This is a genomic window from Modestobacter sp. SYSU DS0511 (genome assembly GCF_054050755.1).
Genome location: NZ_JBJGZY010000021.1, coordinates 1 through 20,681, shown reverse-complemented (window position 1 = coordinate 20,681; position 20,681 = coordinate 1). Strand labels below are relative to the sequence as shown.

The following is a 20,681-nucleotide window of genomic DNA, read 5'->3' as shown; positions in this document are numbered from 1 at the left end:
GTTCCCGGCCCGCTGTCGGCCCCGTCACGCGCCGGTCAGGTGACCGCCGACATCTCGCCTGCCAGCACCTCTCCCGCTGCGGTCAGCCAGCGGGCCGGGTCGGCCATGGCCGCGGCCGGCGAACCGGCCAGGTCGGTGAGCGACACGGCGCGCAGGACGGGCAGGCCCCCGCCCGCCACCCGGCCGGCGACCACCGCCACCGGGACGCCGGCGGCCGCGGCCCGGTCCAGCAGGTTGCCGACGACCTTGCCGCGCAGCGACTGCGCGTCGAACTGGCCCTCCCCGGTGACCACCAGGGCGGCTCCGGCCAGGGCGGCGTCCAGCCCGGCGGCGTCCGCCACCGCCGTCGCGCCGCTGACGAACTCCGCGCCCCACGCGACGGCGAAGCCGTAGGCGGTGCCGCCGGCCGCCCCGGCACCCGGGGCGTCGCGGTCGCCGCCGAGCAGCTCGGCGAGCCGGGCCAGGCCGGCGTCGAGCGCGGCCACCTGCGCGGGGTCCGCGCCCTTCTGCGGGCCGAACTGGCCGGCCGCCCCCAGCGGGCCGAGCAGCGGGGCGGTGACGTCGACCAGGCACTGCACTCCCCCGGGCGGCGGGGGCACGAGCCCGGAGAGGTCGACGGCGGCGAGCCGGGCCAGCGCGCCGCCACCGGGCGGGAGGTCGGCCCCCTCGGCGTCGGTGAAACGGGCACCGAGCGCGGCCAGGGCGCCGGTGCCGCCGTCGGTGGTGGCCGAGCCGCCCAGGGTCAGCACCACCCGCTCCACCGCGGGGTCCGCCACCACGGCCGCCAGCAGCTGGCCCAGGCCACGGGTGGTGGCGCCCAGCGGGTCGGGCTCGGCGAGCAGCGGGAGGCCGGCGGCGCGGGCCATCTCCACCACCGCCGTCCCGTCCGGGCGCAGCAGCCAGGCCGCGTCCACCGGCCGGCCGTCCGGCCCGGTCACCGCGGCGGTGCGCCAGGCCACGTCGGGCAGGTCGTGGCCCAGCGCCTCCAGGGTGCCCTCGCCGCCGTCGGCCAGCGGGACGGTGCGCACGTCGTCGTCGGGACGGCGCCGGCGCCAGCCGGCCGCCAGCGCCTCGGCCGCCGCGGCGGCGTCGAGGGTGCCCTTGAACGAGTCGGGGGCGAGGACGACGCGCACGCCGACACCCTGGCCGGTGGCGGCACCCGGCGGCAAGCCGGGTCAGGCGGGGGGCTCGTCCTCGGACCGGGCGAACCAGGGCGCGGTCTCCCCCGACAGCGCCCGGGCCACCAGCCGGGCCTGCACGCCGACCAGCTCGGGCAGTTCGGCGGGGTCGCACCACACGACGTCCAGCGACTCGTCGTCGGCGACGTGCGCGGTGCCCCCGACCGCCCGGCAGGCGAAGGCGTGGTCGACGAACTGGCAGACGTCGCCGTTGGGGTAGGTCATCGGCGGCTGGGTCCACAGGCTGACCAGCCGGTCGACGACCACCTCGACGCCGGTCTCCTCCAGCACCTCCCGGGCGAGCGCGACGGCCAGCTGCTCGCCCGGCTCGGGGATGCCGCTGGGCAGCGCCCACCGGCCGGTGTCGCTGCGCTGGGTGAGCAGCACCTGCCCGGCGTCGTCGGTGACCACCCCGGTCACCCCGGGCAGCCAGAGCAGCCCTTGGCCGACGGAGGAGCGCAGGTCACGGATGAACTCGGGAACCGGCACGCCGGCCAGCCTAGGGCGGCTCGACTCGCCGGACCTGATGGTGAGCCGCGGCACGGCACGGCTCACCATCAGGCGGCCCGGCTCAACCCGGTCCACAGCGACCCCCTGGGCCACCGGCTCAGCTGAACAGCGCCCGGCCCCACCAGTCGTCGTCGCCGGTGACCCCGGGCGGGCAGGCGAAGACCGCCGAGGAGGTGTGCTGGAGGTACTCGTTCAGCGCGTCGGTGCGCAGGTTCCGCTGGATCCGGGTGAACCCGTTCCCCGGATCGCGCTGGTAGGCGATGAAGAACAGCCCGGCGTCCAGCCGTCCCTGGGCGTCGGAGCCGTCGACGAAGCTGTAGCCGCGGCGCAGGATCGCCGTCCCGGCGTTGGTCGGGTGGGCGAGGAAGACGTGCGAGGTCGGCGGCAGCGCCGCCAGGTCGACCGGGTCGAACTCCGCCCGCGCGCCCAGCGGCGCCCCGGCACCCTTGGTGCGCCCCACGCTCGCCTCCTGCTCGGCCAGCGTCTCGCCGTCCCACGTCTCCACGAGCATCCGGATCCGCCGGGTCACCAGGTAGGAGCCGCCGGCCAGCCAGTCGGCGCCCGGGTCGCCGTCGGCCACCCAGACGAACCGCTCGATGGCGGCGGCGTTCTCCGCCTTGAGGTTGTCGGTGCCGTCCTTGAACCCGAAGAGGTTGCGCGGGGTGGCCTGCGCGCTGGAGGTGGACGACGTCCGGCCGAAGCCGAGCTGGGACCAGCGGACCCGGACCACACCGGCGCCCAGCCGGATCAGGTTGCGGACGGCGTGCACCGCGACCTGCGGGTCGTTCGCGCAGGCCTGCACGCAGAGGTCGCCGCCGCTGATCGCCGGGTCGATCGCGTCGCCGGGGAAGGCGGGCAGCTCGGCGAGCGGCGCCGGCCGCCGGGCCGCCAGGCCGAACCGGTCGACGCCGTCGGCGGTGGTGAACAGGGTGGGGCCGAACCCGACGGTCAGCGTGAGCCCGGACGCGGGCAGCCCGAGCGCCTCGCCGGTGTCGTCCGGGACGTCGTCCGGCCCCCCCACTGCGCCGACCTCTCCGGCGTCCTGGCCGGCGGTCATGCGGCGGGCAGCCGCCGTCCACGCCCGGAGCAGCGCGACCAGCTCGGCCCGGTCGTCGGTGACGACGTCGAAGGCCACGAAGTGCAGCCGGTCCTGCGCGGGGGTGGTGATGCCGGCCTGGTGGGCTCCGGTGAAGCGGACGGCAGCGGAGACGTCCGGCGGGGTGGACACTGCGGGTCGCTCCGCCGTCGCCCGGCCGAGGTAGCCACCAGTGGCGCCGGCGACCACCACGCCGGCCGTGCCGGCGCCGGCGAGGCCGAAGAACCGCCGCCGGGAGAGACCCCCTGGACCAGGGCTGGCAGAGCTCATGCTGGTGTCGGTCCCCCTGGGAGGTCGGTGGTGGTGCGGGCCGGTCCCCGAGGGGCCAACGGACGTCCCGCCGGTGCTGTTCCGGCGGCGGCCCCGGGCCGTGGCAGGGTGGGCCGTCCCGCACCGCCCAGCCGAGGAGCCGACAGCGTTGTCCGAGCCCACCGTCACCCGCACCGACGCCGAGGGCGTCGCGACGCTCACGCTGCAGCGCCCCGCGCTGACCCACCGCATGCGCACCGAGCTGCTGGCGCACGTGCGTGACCTGGCCACCGACGACACCGTCCGGGCCGTGCTGCTGACCGGCACCGGGCGCACGTTCTGCGTGGGCCAGGACCTCGGTGAGCACGCCGCGGAGCTGCGCGAGCCGTCGACCACACCCCTCTCGGTCGTCGCCGACGAGTACAACCCGCTGGTGCTGGCGCTGGCCGCCCTGCGGGTGCCGGTGGTGGTCGGGATCAACGGGGCCTGCGCGGGAGCGGGGCTGGGGCTCGCGCTCGCCGGCGACCTGCGGATCGCCGCGGCGGGGGCGAAGTTCACCACCGCGTTCGCGGGGATCGGGCTGGGCAGCGACTCGGCGCTGGCCTCCCGGCTGGTGCACTGCGTCGGGGGCTCGCGCGCCGCGCAGATGCTGCTGCTGCCCGAGCCGTTCCCGGCCGAGACCGCGGCCATGTGGGGGCTCGTGCACGAGGTCGCCGAGCCGGCGCAGGTGCTGCCGCAGGCGCAGGCGCTCGCCGCCCGGCTCGCCACGGGCCCGACGCTCGCGCTCCGGGCGATCAAGGAGGTGCTGGCGACCGCGGCCACCGACCCGCTGGAGACCACGCTCGCCCTGGAGGCCCGGCTGCAGACCGAGCTCGGTCAGACCGCGGACCACCGCGCGGCGGTGGAGGCCTTCCTGGCCAAGCAGCCGATCACCTTCACCGGCCGCTGACCTCGGCGGCACCGGTTCCACGTGGAACCGGTGCCCACGTCAACCGAGCTTGGCCGAGCAGGCCGGGCAGACGTCCCCGTCCGCGGCGGGGGGCCACGGCAGCTCGCTGGTCACCCGGGCCAGGGCGCCGCAGACGGTGAGCTCGCAGGCGCCGTCCAGGTCGGTGACGGCCCGGTGGACCTCGACGGCGTGCCACAGCGCCGGCGTCCGGCCGTGCGCCCGGCCGCGGGCGGCGACGAAGGTCTCGGTGTTCACGGTCACGATGCTCATGTCGGCATCCCGCCGGTCCTCGGACAGCCCCTGGGCACGACCTCACCCGATGGGGTGAGCCGGCGGCAGGTGGCCGCAACCCCCGACGGCCGCGCGGTGGCCGCGGCATGACACGGTGCGGTCGACCCGTTCGCACCCGACCGCACCGGAGGCCCGAGGATGCAGCTCACCAAGCACGGACACGCCTGCGTCGTCCTGTCCGACGGGGACCGCCGGCTCGTCGTCGACCCGGGGGCCTTCACCGCCGACGACCCGCTGGCCGGCACCGCGTCCGGCACGACCGCCCTGCTGCTCACCCACGAACACCCCGACCACTTCCTCCCCGACCGGGTCCGCGCCGCGCTGGACGCCGACCCCGGGCTGGAGGTCTGGACGAACTCCTCGGTCGCCGGGAAGCTGGCGGGCGCCGGCCCGCGCGTGCACGTCGTCGGGGCCGGCGACACGTTCACCGCGGCCGGGTTCGACGTCTCGGTGCACGGCGAGTGGCACGCGGTGATCCACCCGGAGATCCCCCGGGTGCGCAACGTCGGGTTCCTCGTCGACGGGCAGGTGTTCCACCCCGGCGACGCCTTCACCGTGCCCGAGGCCGCCGTCCCGACGCTGCTGCTGCCCGCCCACGCCCCCTGGTCGAAGACCGCCGAGGTCATCGACTACCTGCGGGCGGTCGGGGCGCAGCGGGCACTGGCGGTGCACGACGGCCTGCTCAACGACGCCGGCCTCGGCCTGGTGGCGGGGCTGGTCGGCGAGCGGGGCCCGGGCCAGCCGACCCCCTACGCGCGGCTGGCCCCCGGGGAGTCGACCACCGTCTGACCCGACGACGTGGTCAGCAGCTCGGCGAGCCGGGCGTCGAGGTCCCGGCACCGGTCCCGCTCGGTGGCCAGCGCCCGCTCGGTCTCCACCCGGGCGGTCACGTCGGCCTGGATGCCGATGTACTGCACGACCGCGCCGGTCGGGTCCGTCACCGGGATCAGGTGGCACTCGTTCCACCAGGTGCTGCCGTCGGCCCGCCGGTTGAGCAGCACCTCACGGCACTCCTGGCCGGCCGCGATCGCGGCCCGCACGCGCGCCACCGGGGCCGGGTCGGTGTCCGGGCTCTGCAGGAAGCGGCAGTTGCGCCCGAGCACCTCCTCGGCCGGGAAACCGGCCAGCCGGGCGAAGGCGGGGTTGACGTAGACCAGCGGCTGGTCGGGCAGCCGCAGGTCGACCACCGTCACCCCGGTGTCGACCGCGGCGAGGGCCCGCTGCAGCAGCGCCTCGCGCGGGCTGCCGGCCAGCATGCGGGCGGCCGCCGGCGTGGGGGCCGGCATCGGGGTCGGCGCCGGGACCGGCGTCGTCCCGGCGGACTCGGCCGGGGTCGACTCGGCCGGGGTCGCCGGGTCGGGGCGGGTGCAGGGGGCCACCCGGGACAGCAGTGACCGGGCGGCCCGGACGACGGTGTCCCGGTCGTAGGTCAGCGCGAAGGCGAACCGGCGCTCCAGGTCCGGACCGTCGTCACCGAGGTCGTGGGCGAGCAGCGCGGCGCTGAAGTGCGGGCTGAGCACCACCAGGTCCCACTCCCCGAGCACCGGGTCACCCGGCACCAGGTCGGCGCCGCGCAGCCCGGGCAACGGCTCCGGCGGCAGGCCGGCGCCCAGGGCGCAGGCGAAACCGACCCGCTCGACCAGGTCGCGGTAGCGCAGCCGGGTGGCCGGGGTGAGGTGGCGGGACTCCTGGAAGGTGGCGGCCACGACGCAGGTCTCCCCCAGCCGCATGGCCTGCCGCTCCAGCTGCTTGCTCAGCTCGATCAGCAGGGCCTTGGGCGACTCGCGCAGCGGGAACCCGGGCGGCAGGCAGGCGAACGGGGAGCGCGCCCCGGCATCGGCGTCGGTGGGTGCGGTGTCCGGGAGCCGGAGCGAGGCCGCCGTCGCGCCGGCGACCGGCGCGGCCTCCGGGCGGCCGAACAGCCAGCCCTGGCCCAGGGTGGCCCCCAGGGCGCTGGCCATCGCCAGGTGCCGGCCGTCCTCGATGCCCTCGGCGAGCACGATCGCGCCGGTGGACTCGGCGTAGGCGTTGACCGCGTTCATGATCTCGGCGATCGCCGGCCCCGGCCGCTCCTGCACCAGGCGCAGGTCCAGCTTGACCACGTCCGGTCGCAGCAGCGGCATGAAGGCCAGCGACAGCGAGTCGGCGCCGACGTCGTCCAGCGCGATGGCCCAGCCGAGCTCCCGCACCCGGGCGACGGTGCGCAGCAGCTCCGCCGGACGGGCGGCCAGCGCCCGCTCGGTGATCTCCAGGACCACCCGCAGCTCGCCGGGCACCTGGTCGGCGCGGTCGATCAGGGCGGTGAGCGGAGCCTCGTCCACCGCGTCGGGCTCGACGTTGACGAAGACCGTGAGCGGGGCCAGGAGCCCCGCGCGCACCGCACCGCGCAGCGCGGACGTCCGGCAGGCGTGGTCCAGCTCGACCAGCCGGCCCTCCGCGCGGGCCGCGGCGAAGAGCGCATCGGGTGCGTGCAACGGGCCCACCGGACCACGGGCGAGCGCCTCGTAGGCGACCACGCGCCCGGTGTCGAGCTCCACGATGGGCTGGAAGACGCTGGTGACGGCGCTGTCGCGGAGCACGGCGGCGACCGGGGCCGCCGGGTCCTGCTGCAACTGGTCCACGTCGTCCCCCATCGGGTGCGGGCATCCCGCTCCCGAGTCTGACAGCATCGGGCCTGCCACGAAGGGGTGAGCCCTCGGCCGGTGCGCACCGGTCGGCCCGACGGCACGGAGAGGGAGGCGGTCCCCACGGAGCACGCCACCCCCTCCGACGACGTCTACGAGCTGCCCACCTGGGCTCCGCTGCCGGCGCAGCCCGATGCCGAGTTCGACCGGCTCGCCGCCGAGGTGGCCCGCCGCCTGTCGGTCCCGCGGGCGCTGATGGTGCTGGTGTCCAAGGGCGGCCAGGTCTTCCCCGGCATCTTCGGCACGCACGAGCCGTGGACGACGCGCCGCTCCTCCCCGCTGACCCTCTCGATCAGCCAGCTCGTGGTGCGCAGCGGGCGCCCGTTGATCACCTCCGACGCCACCGCCGACCCGGTGCTGCGCGACTCCGCGGTCGTGCAGGAAGGCGCCGTCGTCGCGTACGCCGGCCTGCCGCTGTGGAACGGGCAGGGCCGGCCCATCGGGGTGCTGGCGGTCATCGACGACGTCCCGCGGCAGTGGTCCGACGACGACCTCGCCGTGCTGCACCAGCTGGCGGCCGAGGGCTCGCGGCGGCTGCAGTTCCGCGCACTGGAGCTCGCCGACCAGGAGGTCCGGGCCGCGGCCGCCCGGGAGGCGAGCGCCGCCCGGCAGGCCGCGGAGGCCGCCCAGGCCGCCTACGTCGAGGCCGAGGTGGAGGCCGACCGGACCCGCCTGGTGTCCCGGTTCGGCACCGGGTTGCTGGCGGTCGACACCATGCCCGACGTGCTGCGCGCACTCGACCGGCTGGTCCGCTCCCCCCTGGGCGCCTCCGCCGCGCTGGTCGGGGTGGCCGAGTCCGGCGGCGACGAGCTGCGGCTGTGGGACGCCCCCTCGGGGTCGGTGTCCTACGCCCGGCCGACGGCGGTGGTCGGCCTGTGCACACCGCACCCGCTGGCCGAGGCGGTCCGCGAGCGCCGGGTGGTGCCGGTGCTCCCGGCCGACGCCGCCGACCCGGTCGCGCTGGACGGGCCGGCCGACCGGCCGGAGAGCGCGCTGGCGGTACCGGTGCTGCTCACCCAGCACGAGGCGGCCGGCGGGCTGCTGGTCACCTGGGGGCACCGGCGCGCGCTGGACGCCCCGCTGCGCAGCGCCCTGGCGGACCTGGCCCGCCACCTGGGACACGCACTGGACCGGGTGCTGCTGCGCGAGCAGCGGCTGCGGCTGGAGTGCGCCCGGCCCGGGCCGGACCGCGCCGGCGCCATCGGCTGACGCGCCCGCAGGGAGCGGTCAGCGCCCGCCGACGGAGACCTCGAACTCCACCTGGCTGACGTCGGGGCGCAGCCGGGAGAAGGAGTGCACCAACGGGTGGCCGGAGCTGTCGTGCACCGTGGTGCGCACGACCAGCAGGGGGGAGCCGGCCACGATCTGCAGCCGGTCGGCCTCGTCCGCGGCCGCGGTGCCGACGTCGACCACGATCCGCGCGTGGGCCAGGTCCGCGGTGTACTCGCGACGCAGGAACTCGTACAGCGAACCGTGGCCGAAGTCCTCGGTGGCCGCCTTCGGGTACCGGGCGGCGGGCAGGAAGCTGCGCACCACGTGGTTGGGCAGCCCGTCGACGCTGCGCAGCCGGACCAGCTCGACGACGTCCGCGGCGACCGGCAGGTCGAGCTCGGTGGCGATCGCCGGGGCGGCGGGCACGATCTGCTGGCCGAGCACGGCGGTGCCCACCTGGGCGCCCTGCTCGGTCATCACCTGCTGGAACCCGGCGATCCGGTGGACGAAGCTCTCCCGGTACTCGTGCCGGATGCCCGGGCGGCTGACGTAGGTGCCGCGGCCCTGCTCACGGACCAGGTGGCCGTCGGCGACCAGGCCGTCGACGGCTCGGCGCAGGGTGATCCGGCTGACCCCGTACTCGGCGCACAGCACCGGCTCGGGCGGGAGCATGGTGTGCTCGGGGAGAGCGAGCGCCCGGCGCCGCAGCGCTTCCCGGACGGCGAGGTACTTGGGCCCCGCTTCGGTGCTCGCCACGCCCAGAAGGTACTGCACCGAGAGACGTCTATACGTCATGACGTACCGTTCGAGGAGCCCACCACCCCTCGTCCGGAGGAGAGCTCGTGCGCATCGGAGTCCTGACCGGCGGGGGCGACTGCCCCGGCCTCAACGCCGTCCTGCGGGCCGTGGTCCGCACCTCGGCGAAGGAGTACGGGAGCGACGTCGTCGGCTTCCGGAACGGATGGCGCGGGCTGCTCGAGGACGACGCCCTGCCGATGGACCTGCCCATGGTCAACAACATGCTGACCCGCGGCGGCACGGTGCTCGGCTCGGCCCGGGTGGCGCCGCAGAAGCTGCGCGACGGCCTGGGCCGCATGCGCGAGGTGCTCAAGGACCACGGGGTCGACGTGCTGGTCCCCATCGGCGGCGAGGGCACCCTGACGGCCGCTGCCTGGCTCTCCTCCGAGGGCGTGCCGGTGGTCGGCGTCCCGAAGACGATCGACAACGACATCGACGGCACCGACCTGACCTTCGGCTTCGACACCGCGGTCAGCATCGCCACCGAGATGATCGACCGGCTGCACACCACCGCGGAGTCGCACCAGCGGGTGCTGCTGGTGGAGGTGATGGGCCGGCACGCCGGCTGGATCGCGCTCAACTCCGGCCTGGCCGCCGGCGCCCACCTGGTGATCACCCCCGAGCAGCCCTTCGACGTCGCGGAGGTCTGCCGGATGGTGACCGCGCGGTTCGAGCGCGGCCACCGGCACGTGATCGGCGTGATCAGCGAGGGCGCGACGCCGGTGCCCGGCACCATGCCGATGCGCGAGGGCGGCCTCGACGAGTTCGGGCACAAGCGGTTCACCGGCGTGGCCCAGCAGCTGGGCGACGAGCTGGAGCGGCGCACCGGCAAGGAGGTGCGCACCACCGTCCTGGGCCACGTGCAGCGCGGCGGCACCCCGACGTCCTTCGACCGGGTGCTGGCCACCCGGTTCGGGCTCCACGCCACCATCGCCGCCCACGAGGGGCACACCGGGCAGATGGTGGCCCTGCAGGGCACCGAGATCGGGCTGGTCCCGCTCGCCGACGCCGTCGCTCGGCTGAAGACCGTCCCGGCGTCCCGGCTGGCCGAGCTGCGCGCGTTCACCGGCTGAGCGGTCACCACCGCCAGCTGTAGCCGATCACGCAGTCGCCGTCGGGCACGACCTCGAACGAGGTCTGGCCGCCGACGAGCGGCACCGGCATCGCGTCCACCGGTTCGGCCGCGGCGACGTCGGGCCAGCGGCAGCACCACACCTCACGGGGCTGGGCGGCGGCGTCGAACCGCACGCTGACCGCCAGGTGCCGCACCCCGGGGGTCACCCCGCGCCGGAACTCCGGCGCCGGCGGCTCCGGGTAGGCGAAGAGGGTCTCGTACTCCAGGTGGGTGGCCTGCCCGGGCAGCAGCGGCTCGGCCAGCAGGATCTCCACCACGCAGAGCGGGGTCCCGGCGACCCGCCAGGCGTCCACGGGCACCCCTCCGCCGCGCACCGCGACTGCGGCGTGCACGGTGTCGAACACGTAGTGGTACCGGGAGGTCTCCTCCACCGCCTCCACCAGCTGCCGGGTGACGTGCCGGCGGGGCACCCGGTCGGCGCCGACCTCGTGGTGCTCGGCGACCTGGAGCGTGCGGACGGTGCGCCGAGGCACGGGGCGGGAGCGCACCGGCGCGCCGGCCACCACCAGCCGGTCGCCGGCCGGGCGGCCCCGGCGCAGGGCCCGCAGCTCCTCCGCGTGCTCGTCGGCCATCCCGAAGGCGGCCACGAACAGCTCGAGGGTGCGGTCGGACAGCCGGTCGCCGTTCAGCGCGCGCCCCACCCGGTTCTCCAGGCTCCGCGGCCGGAGATCCGCCGGCGCCTCACCGGTGTCGACCAGGTGCTCGGCGAGCACCGCCGCCACCGCGGCGCGCGGCAGCTCACCGCGCCGCACGTTGCTGTACCGCTGCCAGTGCCTGCGGTACCGCGGCTCGTCCAGCAGCTGCGCCAGCCGCTCCGCGGCCCAGCGCACCCCGAGCGTCTGCTCCATCGCACCCCCAGCACGGCCACGTCCCGGCCACACCGTCCAGGTATCAACCCGGAACTGGGGTCGCGCGACGCGGGGGGCCGCGCGACCCCAGGGCACCGGCCTTTCGCGACGCACCGGAGCGGGTCGGGCACCGCCCTGACCCTGCGGTGCCCGACTCCCCCGGCCCGTCAGCCGTGCAGCAGCGCGGCCCGCTCGTCGGCCAGCCGGCCCAGCCGGGCGGCGAGCTCGGTGGCGCGCCGGTCGAGCTCCGCGCCGACGCCGTCGACCACCTGCCGCAGCTCCCCCACCCGGGCCAGCGACTCGTCGATCCGGTTGCCGACCTGCCAGTCGGTGAACACGTTGTCGAACCAGATGTCCACGAAGCGGGTGAGCTGGCCCAGCTCCAGGGCGGGGAGCTCGACCGCCGCGCCCGGCACGTCGACCAGCTCCCGGGCCAGCAGCCGCAGCTGCTGGTCGGCATCCGCCGCCGCCGCCGCGGCCTGGTCCAGCCGGTCGTGCTTCACGGAGCTGGCCAGTGCCCCGCCGCCGAGGAAGGTGTCCCAGCCGGACCAGGAGCGTGCGGAGCCCAGCCGGTCCTGAACCCGGGCGAGCGCGTCCCGGGCGGCCGCGGCGGCGGCGAGGGCCTCCCCGACCTCGACCGACTCCGCCCCCAGTTCCCCGCGCTCGGCGGCGAGCTCCAGCAGCCGGCGCCCCACCGCCGTGCCCGAGGCCTGCAACCAGGCGTCCTTGGCCTCGGTCGCGGCGGCCAGCTCCGCGCCGGCGCCGGCGAGCGCCGCCTCCTCCGCCCGGGCCCGGGCCAGCTGCCGGTCCAGCCGGTCGCGCAACGCCACGGCCTCCTGCAGCCGCAGTCGGGCGGCGTCCGCCTCGGCCCGCTCCCGGTCCAGGTCCTGCGCCCGGCTGCCCCGCAGCGCGGCCAGCACCCGGGACAGCGAGACGCCCTCCAGGGCCCGGACGTCGTCCGCCTCGGCGCCCGCCTGCTCGGCCAGCTCCGCCAGCCGGACGTCGAGCTCGGCCGCCTCGGTCTCCAGCTGCTGGGCCTGGGCTCGGGCGTGCACCAGCCGGCGGCAACGGTCGGCCGCCGCACTCAGCCGGTCGTCGATCTCCGCGAGTCCGCTCACCCGGGCAGTGTGCCGTTCCCTCACCCGCCCGCCCCACCGGGCTGCAGCTCGATCACGGTGACCTCCGGCCGTGCGCCGACCCGCATCGGCGGCCCCCAGTACCCGGCGCCGGCGGTGACGTAGAGCTGGGTGTCGCCGTGGGTCGACCAGCCCTCCACCGCCGGCTGGTCCAGTAGGACGGCGTAGTCGAAGGGCCACAGCTGGCCGCCGTGGGTGTGCCCGGACAGCTGGAGGTCGACCCCGGCCGCCCGGGCCTGCTCGACCTGCACCGGCTGGTGGGCCATCAGCACCACCGGGCGGGCGTCGTCCCGGCCGTCCAGCGCGGCGTCCAGGTCCGCGCCGTGGCCGGGCAGGCCGGAGCCGGCCGCGGTGCGGTCGTCGATCCCGGCCAGGTCGACCGCCGCACCGCCGCGGCGCAGTTCGACCCGCTCGTTGCGCAGCACCTCCACGCCCAGGGTGGGCAGGTGCCGCAGCCAGGCGGAGGTGTCGACGAAGTACTCGTGGTTGCCGGTGACGAAGAAGACGCCCTGCTCGCTGACCAGGTCGGCCAGCGGGGCGACGTCCTCGCGCAGCTCGTCGAGCTCGCCGTCGACCAGGTCGCCGACGATCGCCACGACGTCGGGCCGCTGGGCGTTGACCGTCTCGACCACCCGCTCGAACCGGCGTCCGCCGTAGGTCGAGGACAGGTGCCCGTCGGAGAACGTGACGATCCGCAGCCCGGCCAGTGCCGGGTCCAGCCGCGGGATCGTGATCGGCACCCGCCGGACGACGGGTGCGGAGTTCGCCAGCACCGCCCCGGTGCCCGCGGTGCCCAGCGCGACCGCACCGGCCCCGACGGCCAGCGTGCGGGCCAGGAACAGCCGCCGGCTCACCGGGTCCGGCGCACCGGCCGGGCCCGGGTCGTCGGCCGCCACCGGCGTCCCGTCGGCCACCGGTGCGCCGACGGCTGCCGGCTGGTCGGCGACCTCCTCCTGCGTCCGGTCGCGGCGGCGGCTGAGCAGCCTCGCGACCAGCCGGATCGGCTCGGTCGCCAGCACCGCCAGGAACGCGTAGAAGGCCACGCCCAGCCAGGTGTACCCGACCCAGTCCAGCGGGGTGGCGGCCGCCTGCGGCAGCGAGCGGCGCAGCAGCACCGCGGCGACCGGCAGCACCGCCAGCACGACGGTGAGCAGGGTCAGCCACCGCCGCAGCCGGCCCGGGCGGGTGGTGCCCCGCACCAGCCGGAGCCACAGGTAGCCGTGCAGCAGCACCATGGCCAGCAGGACGACGGAGCCGAAGCCGAGGACCGCGATCAGGGACAGGGCAGGGCTCCTCGCCGGAACCCGGCCACGGCCGAGGTCATCACCGGGTGGCTCTCTTGAGCACCGGGCGCAGCGCCGGCCAGCGCAGCCAGAACTCCTGCTCGGCGCGCTCGGCACGGGCCTGCTCCAGGGCGTGCAGCCGGCCGTAGGTCCAGGCGTTCTCACCGGCCGCGAAGGCCTGCCGCCCCAGCTGCGTGCACAGTTCCCGGGTCACCACCGTGTCCTGGCGGTCGCCGAGCACCTCCTGCACGGCCTTGAGCGCGGTCACCAGCTCCTTCACCGGGTCACCCAGCACGGGCAGGGTCGCCTCGGCGGTGTAGCGCAGCCGCTTGCCCGCCTTGCGCACCTCGTGCAGCGCCTCGTCGTGGGCGTGCCCGGGCTCGGCGTCCTGGGCGGTCTCCACGGTGCGCCGCAGCCGCTTGGCAGCCTTGTCCAGCACCCCGCGCAGCACCTCCCCGGCAGGCTCGGTCGCCACCGCGGTGAACGGCGGGTCGGTGAGCAGCGCGTCGAGGTCGTCGCGCAGCTGCAGGTAGCCGGCGCTGGACAGCGCCTTGCGGGCCTGCGCGTCGCCGTCGGCGACGTCCTTGGTCTCCGCCTGCTGCAGGCGGGCGGCGACGGGGCCGAGCACCAGCTCCTCCGGCTGGGCGGCGACCAGCTCACGGAGGTGGGCGAGGGCGACCTCGGCGTCCCGGCTGGGTGACAGCGCGCTGCCGACCTCGGCCAGCGCTGCCCGGACCGGGTCGGTGCGCTCGCGGTCGAGCACCGGGCGCACCGTGGCCAGCGTGCTCCGGAGCCGGCGGCAGGCCACCCGGACCTGGTGGACGGCGTCCGGCTGCGCGGTCCGCAGCATCAGGTCGGCGTCCTGCAGCGCCTGGACCTGGTCGCGCAGCGCGGCCAGCACCACCTCGCCGACCGGTGCGGCGGTAGCGGCGCGGCGGGCCTGCTTGCCCTTCTTCTTCTTCCCCTTCGGCGCGGTCCGGCCGGCAGGCCGGACGTCCGGGCCCGCACCGTCGAGGGCGGCGATCCGGTCGGCCAGCACCCGGGACAGCTTCGCCGGGGACGTCGCCGGGCGGGCCCCGGCGGCGACCAGCGCCTCGCCGACCGCGGCGAGCACCGACTCGTCGCCCTCGACCAGCTCGACCTCGACCTCCCGCCAGGTGGTGACGACGGCGGCCGCGCCGGGCTCGGCCGGCAGGGCGGTGCCGGTGACGTGGTCGTCGGCGACCTCGGCGAGCACCCGGCCCTCGGCGTCCTGCAGCGCGGTGACCACCCGCCGGGTGCGCAGCTCCGCGACCTGACCGACCGGGGCGCGGCGGACGACGCCCAGCACCGGCTCGAGCACCGCCTTGGGCGGGGTCTTCGTCGCGCGGCCGAGCGGCGAGTGCAGCTCTCGGCGCGCGCCGGCCACCGCGGGCAGCTTGACGTGCCAGCCGGCGTCGGTGCCACCGGTGCGCCGGCGCAGCGTCACCCGGGAGCGGGCCAGCCGCAGGTCGGCGGTGTCGTGGTAGGCGGCCTCGAGGTCGTGCTCGACCGGATCGGCGACCCTGGCGACCCCGGGGACGCCGCTCAGGTCGGGCAGGACGAACGTCTCCTCGACGTCGAACTTGCGCTCGATCTCCAGGTGCTCGACAGCCACGCTCCGCCTCTCCGTCCAGGCAGCCGTCCTCGTCGCGGACGGCGCCATGAGCCCCCCGTCCTACCGCACGCGGGTGAACGGCGCACCCGGCGATGATCACCGCAGCCGGTGATGGGCACCATGGACACCGTGTCCCGCCGCCCCCCGAACCGCCGCCGCTGGGCCCCCGCCGTGTTCGCCGCCCCGTGGGCCGCGGTGGCCGTGCTCCGGCTGACCGGCACCGAGCGGGGCTTCCCCTTCGTGCCCGCGCTGGCCTTCACGCCCTACGCCGCCGCCACGAGCGTGCTCCCGCTGGCCGCGGCGCTGACGGCTCGTTCCCGCGGTGCCGCCGTGGTGTCGGCCGTGTCGGCCGCGGCGCTGACGGGCGCGGTGCTCCGGGGGACGACCCCCACTGCCCCCACCGCGCGACCGGAGGGGCCGCGGTTGCGGGTGGTCTCGGCGAACATGCTGCACGGCCGTGCCGACCCGGCCGCCCTGGTGGCCCTCGCGGCCGATCAGGACGCCGACGTGCTGGCCCTGATGGAGGTCACGCCCGAGGCGGCGTCCGGCCTGCTCGCGGCCGGGGTGGCCGACCTGCTGCCCACAGGCCACGTGGTGCCTGCCGGGGAGGGCCAGCCTGCCGGCGCCGGCGGCGCGCTGTGGACCCGTCTGGACGTGCGGCAGCGCACGGTGGTGCCGGGCCGGTTCGGTCAGCCCGCGGCCCTGCTGACCGTGCCGGGCGCTCCCGACGTCGAGGTGACCGCGGTGCACACGCACCCGCCGACCAGCTCACCCGCGCAGGTCGCCCGCTGGGTCGAGGACCTGCAGCTGCTGCCGGACCCGGAGCCGGGGGTGCTCCGGGTGCTGGCGGGTGACTTCAACGCGACGCCCGACCACGCCGCCTTCCGGCGGTTGCTGCGCCGCGGCTGGGTGGACGCCGCGGCGGCGACCGGCCAGGCCCGGCGGGCCACCTGGTGGCCGATGCGGGTGCCGCAGCCGCGGCTCACCCTCGACCACGTCCTCGTCGACCCGCGGATCGCGGTGGACGCGCTGCAGGTGGTGCACGTGCCCGGGACCGACCACCGGGCACTCGTCGCCGACCTGCGGCTCCCCGCGGCCGGCTGACCGGCACGGTCGGAGGTCGTTCCCCGGGCGGCGGGTCCGCACCACCGCCGCCCGGGCACTGCACCCCATGCCCGGGAAACGCCCGCCTGCACCTGAGCTGTGTGACATCTGGGTTAACTCACCGCGCTCCGCGCGCGGGACGACCCTCCGGAGGGGGCCGCGCACGCACGGCCCCAACCGCAGCGGCATCAGCCGATGCGGACGTCCTCCTGGCCGGCCACCGAGACGACGTCCCCGGCGTGCAGCTGCCGGCCCCGCCGGTCCTCGGGCTCCCCGTTGACCCGGACGTCCCCGCTGGTCAGCACGTCCTTGACCTGGGCGCCGGAGGGGACGGCGTCGACCAGCTTCAGCAGCTGGCCCAGCCGGATGGACTCCTCGCCGGAGCGGAGCTCGATGGTGCGCACACCGCCGATCCTCCTCCCCCGCCGTGTCGGCCGGTCAGGCCGGGCGGACCTCGTCGCCCACCACGACCGCGCCGGGGCGGGTCACCGGGGCACCGACGGCGAGCGCGCCACCCCGGTCCCGGTGCACCGAGCGCAGCACGGCGGTGTCCCGGGGGATGCCGCCGGCCTGCGGCCGGGTGACCATCACGCAGCGCGGGACCCGTGCGGCGACGGCCAGCACCACGCCCCCGACCGCCACCGACGTGCCCACCCAGCCCTCCTCGCCGGCACCGTCCAGGACGACGTTGGCGCGGAACCGCCGCCGGTCCCAGCCGCCCAGGGTGCCGGTGGAGACCAGGGTGACCCGGGCGCCCGCGTTGTCGTGGAAGGCGCCGTCGGCACCGGCGAAGGGGTTCCAGCCGTCCTCCGTGCCCTCGGTGACCTCGGACGGGTTCTCGTAGGTCCGGGCGCCGGTGACCTCGGCGGCCGGGCGCAGCGCGACCGGGCGGCCCACCCACCGGGAGAGGACCGCGTCCTCCCGGGTGACGGTGCCGTCGGGCAGCACCACCTCCACGCCGCCGTCGGCGCGGGTGCGGCCGGCGGCGAAGAGCAGCTCGGGCACCCGGCGGGCGGTGAGCCCGAGGCCGGTGGCGACGTCGAACAGCGCCCAGCCGCGGTCGCCGGCGATCCCCTGCGGGCCGAGCTCGGCAGCGGCCACCCGTTCCCCGACCAGCGACTTGACCGGGTAGCGCCACAGCTCGAGCACCCGGTCGGTCACGCAGGCGACCAGCGCAGCGTCCAGGTGCCCGACCACACCCCACCCGGGGCGAGCACGACCAGGTCGACACCGTCGGCCAGGGCGTTGGGCGGGCAGGTCATCGGCTCCACCGCCAGGCTCCGGCGGCGCTGGCCGGCCGGCAGCGTGTCGCCGGAGAACACCTGCAGCCAGGACCATGCCGGGTCGACGGCCAGCTCCAGCGCGCCGGCCGGTCCGCGCAGCGTCACCCGGGCCCAGCCGTCGTCGTCCCTGACCAGGTCGGTCACCGGGTCGTCGAGCTGCCGGTCGCCGATCCGGCCGACGTCGCCGTCGAACGGCCGCCGGGCGCCGGTGGGCAGCCCGCCGTCGACCTCCAGCACGGTGTGCGCCGGCACCGCCAGCTCGGCGTCGGCCAGGCCACCCTCGGCGTCTGCCCTCTCCTGGGACGCCCCGACGTGCAGGTAGGGGTGCATGCCGACGCCCAGCGGAGCGTCGTCGTCCCCGGCGTTGCGCACCCGGACGACGACGGTGAGCTGATCGGCGGCCAGCCGGTAGTCGATCGCGACCGCGAGCCGGAACGGGTACCCGGGGCGCGGCTCCAGCAGGGTGCCGACGGTCACCGCGTCGTCGGTGCGTGCGAGCACCGTCCACGGCTGGGCGGTCACCAGCCCGTGCACCGCGTTGGGCGAGGAGCCGCTGACCACGTCCAGCTGCAGGTCGCGGCCTCGCCAGGACCACTGCCCGTTCCGCAGCCGGTTGGGCCACGGCACCAGCACGCCACCCCGCCGGCCGGCGGGGACGGTGCCGGCCGGGTAGCCGTCGAGCACCTCCCAGTCGCCGACGACGAGGCGCCGGGGCCCGCCGCCGCGCAGGTCGACGACGAGCTCGGCCGCGTCGGCGGCGAGCGCGACCTCGCGGGGCTCGGTGGCCGGCCAGGGCAGGGTGTCGGCGGGAGCGTCGGTGTGCTGGGTCATCCGGTCCTCCTCGTGGGCGGTCACGCACAGCTCACCACAGCCGGCAGCCGACCGGCCGGGCTGTTCCACGTGGAACTGGTGACAGACGTCAGTGGCCGCCGACGGCCCCCGGCCAGCAGACTGGAGCGGCAGCGACCCCTGAGGAGCGACCGATGCCCGAGCCCCACCTCCGTGCCGCCGACGCCGACCGGGCCGCGGTCGCCGAGATCCTGGGCCGGAACCTGTCCGCCGGGCGGCTGACCGTCGCGGAGTACGACGACCGGCTGGCCCGGGCCTGGGCCGCGAGGACCTACGGCGACCTGGCCCCGCTCACCGCCGACCTGCCCGACGAGTCCGGCGCCACCGAGGTGGTCGCCCCCGGTGCAGGGCCGGCCGGCACCGGGGGTCCGGCGTCGGCGCACACCGGCGGCACCTTCCCCTGGGGCGGGAACGGCGGGCCGTTCGGGGGGCCGCACGCCTGGGCCGGCGGCTCCTCGGTGCGCGCCGCCTGGGGCAGTTGGGCGGCCACCGCGCTGATCGTGCTGACCGTCTGGGCGATGAGCTCCTGGGGTTCGGGGGAGCTCCTCTACTTCTGGCCGGTCTGGGTGATCGGGCCGTGGGGGCTGGTGCTCGCGGTCCAGACGATCGGCGCCGGGCACGGTCGCGGGTCCGGCGAGCACCACCGGCTCCCGCACGGCCACCGGGACTGACCCCGGCGTGTCCGGGTCAGCCGGCCCCGGCGCGGGTAGCGGGCGGGGACCGACCCCGGAACCGGAGGCCCCCCGTGCACACCATGACCGACCGTTTCGCCGACGCGCTGCACCGCCTGGACGCCGACCGGGACCCCGGCCCGCTCGTCGAGCTCGCCGGTGACGACACCCAGCTGGTCAAGCTCGACGAGCACCACGAGACCCGGGGCCGGGAGGGCGCGCAGGCCTTCTGGACCGACTACCGCGACGTCTTCGGCGACATCGAGACGACGTTCACGCACACCGTGGTGGGCGAGTCGAGCGCGGCGCTGGAGTGGACCTCCACCGGCACGCTGCGCGACGGGAAGCCGTTCACCTACCGCGGGGTCACCGTGATCGAGGGGGACGAGGAGCAGCTGTCGGGCGTGCGCACCTACTACGACTCGGCGGCCTTCCTCCAGGGCCGCAGCGGCACCGCCTGACCCGGCGCCGGGCGCCCCGGCGACCGGGCGGTGGCCGGGGCGCCGTCGTCCGTGATCCGGATCCCGTCGTCCGGACGGACGTGACCGTGCACCACCGGCCGGCCCGGCTGGTGCCGGTCGACACCGGCTACCTCGACCGGCGCGACCGGTTCCTGCGGGGGCCCGAGGCGTTCACTCAGGAGCAGCTGCTCGGGTTCGCCGAGCAGGTGACGCACAACCCCTGAGCGACGACGCGCCCGGGGACGACGAAGGCCGCAGGACATGCGGCCGTTCTCGCCCGACCCGCTGACCAGCGCCGAGCTCAGGCCGGCAACAGCGTGGTGAACGTCGTGCCGCCGTCGGTGGACTGGAGCAGGCCGTGGTCGGTCACCACGAGGACGCGCGGGTCACCGTCGTCGGTGGTCGCCGCCACCGCCGACGGCGTCCCGTCCAGCTGCGCGCGGTGGGTCCAGGTGGCCGCGGCGTCGGTGCTGGTCCACACCGCCCCGTCCGGGGAGATGCCGACCGCGGCCGTGCCGTCGCCGGACCAGGTGACCACCTGCAGCAGCGGAGCGCCGTCCACCGGCGCCCACGTCGTGCCGGCGTCGGCCGAGCGCAGCAGCCCGGCGCCGGTGGTGGCCAGCACCTGCCCGTCGGGGGTGGCGGTGAGGGTGTGCGGCTCGGCCGGGATGACCAGCGTTTCCCAGGTGGTGCCGTCGCTGGTGCGGCGCAGCGTTCCGTCGTAGCCCAGCGCACCGCCGCCGGGGAGGGCGGTGAGGGCGTGGAAGTCCGACTCCCCGGCACGCGACAGCGGCGTCCAGGTCTTCCCGCCGTCGGTGCTCTCGATGAGCCCGACCGGGTTGGGCAGGTCGGTGTGCAGCCCGGGGTGACCCGAGGCCAGGTAGTGGTCGGGGCCGGCGACGGTGAACCCCATCAGGTCGATGACCGGGCCGACGGCTGCCGGTCGGCCGTCGTCGCCGAGGGTGATCAACCCCTCGTGGGTGGCCACCAACAGCGCACCGTCACCGGGATCGACGGCGACGGCGTGCACGTGCGCGGCCGGCAGCGTGCCGAGGGTGTCGCCCGGCGCGGGCGCGGCGGAGTCATCGGTGGCTGCGCAGCCGGTGAGGAGGGTGAGCAGGACGCCGCCGGCGAGGGCGGCGCGAGCGATGCGGTTCGTGGGCATGGGAGAGCTCCAGGGCGGTGCGAGGACGGACCGGGCCGGTGTGGGGCGGGGGGGGGCTGAGCGACCGCCCCGCCGCGGCCGGGTCATCCCGCGCGCTGGGTGTGCATGCCGTGCATATGGGCGATCTGAGCGTTTTGGCTGTG

22 protein-coding genes are annotated in these 20,681 nt (G+C 76.6%); 8 read left to right on the top strand and 14 right to left on the bottom strand.

The genetic code is table 11. From position 1 onward, the window contains the following. Nucleotides 1–35: 35 nt before the first annotated feature. The 3 genes from ACI783_RS12060 to efeB all read right to left on the bottom strand — a co-directional run bounded on the left by ACI783_RS12060 (nucleotide 36) and on the right by efeB (nucleotide 3,054). A complete protein-coding gene (locus ACI783_RS12060; RefSeq protein ID WP_457140654.1) occupies nucleotides 36–1,133 on the bottom strand; it encodes a glycerate kinase in 1,098 nt (365 codons plus the stop codon). Nucleotides 1,134–1,175: 42 nt separating this feature from the next. After that, complete coding sequence (locus tag ACI783_RS12055) at nucleotides 1,176–1,667, bottom strand: NUDIX hydrolase (RefSeq protein ID WP_457140653.1); 492 nt, start codon at nucleotides 1,665–1,667, stop codon at nucleotides 1,176–1,178. Nucleotides 1,668–1,785: 118 nt separating this feature from the next. After that, nucleotides 1,786–3,054 carry an iron uptake transporter deferrochelatase/peroxidase subunit gene (gene efeB, locus ACI783_RS12050; RefSeq protein ID WP_457140652.1) on the bottom strand — a complete coding sequence of 423 codons (1,269 nt, stop codon included), beginning with the start codon at nucleotides 3,052–3,054 and terminating at the stop codon, nucleotides 1,786–1,788. A gap of 148 nt (nucleotides 3,055–3,202) precedes the next feature. Between efeB and ACI783_RS12045 the strand changes: the two genes are divergently transcribed. Further along, the gene (locus ACI783_RS12045) at nucleotides 3,203–3,982 is read left to right on the top strand and encodes an enoyl-CoA hydratase-related protein (protein WP_457140651.1); all 780 of its coding nucleotides are present in this window, start codon (nucleotides 3,203–3,205) and stop codon (nucleotides 3,980–3,982) included. A gap of 39 nt (nucleotides 3,983–4,021) precedes the next feature. Here ACI783_RS12045 and ACI783_RS12040 read toward each other — a convergent pair whose 3' ends face one another. Next, nucleotides 4,022–4,252: a hypothetical protein gene (locus ACI783_RS12040; protein WP_457140650.1), complete on the bottom strand. Its 231-nt coding sequence runs from the start codon at nucleotides 4,250–4,252 to the stop codon at nucleotides 4,022–4,024. Between the two features lie 159 nt (nucleotides 4,253–4,411). On the opposite strand from ACI783_RS12040, the gene ACI783_RS12035 reads away from it, so the two are divergent. After that, nucleotides 4,412–5,062, top strand: a complete 651-nt coding sequence (locus tag ACI783_RS12035; RefSeq protein WP_457140649.1) for an MBL fold metallo-hydrolase — start codon at nucleotides 4,412–4,414, stop codon at nucleotides 5,060–5,062. Here the strand turns inward: ACI783_RS12035 and ACI783_RS12030 are convergent. Beyond that, nucleotides 5,023–6,906 (bottom strand): EAL domain-containing protein, encoded by a 1,884-nt coding sequence (locus ACI783_RS12030; RefSeq protein WP_457140648.1) that lies wholly within the window; start codon nucleotides 6,904–6,906, stop codon nucleotides 5,023–5,025. The genes ACI783_RS12035 and ACI783_RS12030 overlap by 40 nt on opposite strands. 69 nt (nucleotides 6,907–6,975) lie before the next feature. Between ACI783_RS12030 and ACI783_RS12025 the strand changes: the two genes are divergently transcribed. Continuing rightward, on the top strand, nucleotides 6,976–8,166 hold the full coding sequence (locus tag ACI783_RS12025; RefSeq protein ID WP_457140647.1) for a GAF domain-containing protein: 1,191 nt from the start codon (nucleotides 6,976–6,978) through the stop codon (nucleotides 8,164–8,166). A gap of 18 nt (nucleotides 8,167–8,184) precedes the next feature. Here the strand turns inward: ACI783_RS12025 and ACI783_RS12020 are convergent, their stop codons facing one another. Beyond that, the gene (locus ACI783_RS12020) at nucleotides 8,185–8,925 is read right to left on the bottom strand and encodes a GntR family transcriptional regulator (protein WP_457083335.1); all 741 of its coding nucleotides are present in this window, start codon (nucleotides 8,923–8,925) and stop codon (nucleotides 8,185–8,187) included. A gap of 86 nt (nucleotides 8,926–9,011) precedes the next feature. Between ACI783_RS12020 and ACI783_RS12015 the strand changes: the two genes are divergently transcribed. Beyond that, entirely contained in the window at nucleotides 9,012–10,040 is a 1,029-nt protein-coding gene (locus tag ACI783_RS12015) for an ATP-dependent 6-phosphofructokinase (protein WP_457140646.1), read from the top strand. A gap of 4 nt (nucleotides 10,041–10,044) precedes the next feature. On the opposite strand, the gene ACI783_RS12010 is transcribed toward ACI783_RS12015, so the two are convergent. The 4 genes from ACI783_RS12010 to ACI783_RS11995 all read right to left on the bottom strand — a co-directional run bounded on the left by ACI783_RS12010 (nucleotide 10,045) and on the right by ACI783_RS11995 (nucleotide 15,005). Then, nucleotides 10,045–10,950: a hypothetical protein gene (locus tag ACI783_RS12010; RefSeq protein ID WP_457140645.1), complete on the bottom strand. Its 906-nt coding sequence runs from the start codon at nucleotides 10,948–10,950 to the stop codon at nucleotides 10,045–10,047. A 167-nt stretch (nucleotides 10,951–11,117) separates the two neighbouring features. Next, a complete protein-coding gene (locus tag ACI783_RS12005; RefSeq protein ID WP_457140644.1) occupies nucleotides 11,118–12,068 on the bottom strand; it encodes a hypothetical protein in 951 nt (316 codons plus the stop codon). A 20-nt stretch (nucleotides 12,069–12,088) separates the two neighbouring features. Then, complete coding sequence (locus tag ACI783_RS12000) at nucleotides 12,089–13,321, bottom strand: metallophosphoesterase (RefSeq protein WP_457140643.1); 1,233 nt, start codon at nucleotides 13,319–13,321, stop codon at nucleotides 12,089–12,091. Between the two features lie 88 nt (nucleotides 13,322–13,409). Beyond that, the gene (locus ACI783_RS11995; protein ID WP_457140642.1) at nucleotides 13,410–15,005 is read right to left on the bottom strand and encodes a CYTH and CHAD domain-containing protein; all 1,596 of its coding nucleotides are present in this window, start codon (nucleotides 15,003–15,005) and stop codon (nucleotides 13,410–13,412) included. Between the two features lie 129 nt (nucleotides 15,006–15,134). On the opposite strand from ACI783_RS11995, the gene ACI783_RS11990 reads away from it, so the two are divergent. Beyond that, entirely contained in the window at nucleotides 15,135–16,109 is a 975-nt protein-coding gene (locus tag ACI783_RS11990; protein WP_457140641.1) for an endonuclease/exonuclease/phosphatase family protein, read from the top strand. Nucleotides 16,110–16,297: 188 nt separating this feature from the next. On the opposite strand, the gene ACI783_RS11985 is transcribed toward ACI783_RS11990, so the two are convergent. Genes ACI783_RS11985 through ACI783_RS11975 form a run of 3 tightly spaced genes read right to left on the bottom strand, consistent with a single transcriptional unit; the run spans nucleotide 16,298 to nucleotide 18,247 of the window. Then, nucleotides 16,298–16,513, bottom strand: a complete 216-nt coding sequence (locus tag ACI783_RS11985; protein ID WP_457140640.1) for an RNA-binding S4 domain-containing protein — start codon at nucleotides 16,511–16,513, stop codon at nucleotides 16,298–16,300. Between the two features lie 34 nt (nucleotides 16,514–16,547). Further along, nucleotides 16,548–17,306, bottom strand: coding sequence for an MOSC N-terminal beta barrel domain-containing protein (locus ACI783_RS11980; protein WP_457140639.1), 759 nt, complete (start codon nucleotides 17,304–17,306; stop codon nucleotides 16,548–16,550). Next, a complete protein-coding gene (locus tag ACI783_RS11975) occupies nucleotides 17,267–18,247 on the bottom strand; it encodes an aldose epimerase family protein (RefSeq protein ID WP_457140638.1) in 981 nt (326 codons plus the stop codon). Before ACI783_RS11975 ends, ACI783_RS11980 begins: the two co-directional genes overlap by 40 nt. 128 nt (nucleotides 18,248–18,375) lie before the next feature. Here ACI783_RS11975 and ACI783_RS11970 point away from each other — a divergent pair, with 128 nt between their 5' ends. The 3 genes from ACI783_RS11970 (at nucleotide 18,376) to ACI783_RS11960 (ending at nucleotide 19,597) form a co-directional block, all read left to right on the top strand. After that, entirely contained in the window at nucleotides 18,376–18,912 is a 537-nt protein-coding gene (locus ACI783_RS11970) for a DUF1707 SHOCT-like domain-containing protein (protein WP_457140637.1), read from the top strand. Between the two features lie 83 nt (nucleotides 18,913–18,995). Then, on the top strand, nucleotides 18,996–19,373 hold the full coding sequence (locus ACI783_RS11965) for a nuclear transport factor 2 family protein (protein ID WP_457140636.1): 378 nt from the start codon (nucleotides 18,996–18,998) through the stop codon (nucleotides 19,371–19,373). Nucleotides 19,374–19,453: 80 nt separating this feature from the next. Further along, complete coding sequence (locus ACI783_RS11960) at nucleotides 19,454–19,597, top strand: hypothetical protein (RefSeq protein ID WP_457140635.1); 144 nt, start codon at nucleotides 19,454–19,456, stop codon at nucleotides 19,595–19,597. 77 nt (nucleotides 19,598–19,674) lie between these two features. Here ACI783_RS11960 and ACI783_RS11955 read toward each other — a convergent pair whose 3' ends face one another. Beyond that, on the bottom strand, nucleotides 19,675–20,538 hold the full coding sequence (locus ACI783_RS11955; RefSeq protein WP_457140634.1) for a F510_1955 family glycosylhydrolase: 864 nt from the start codon (nucleotides 20,536–20,538) through the stop codon (nucleotides 19,675–19,677). Between the last annotated feature and the right edge of the window lie 143 nt (nucleotides 20,539–20,681).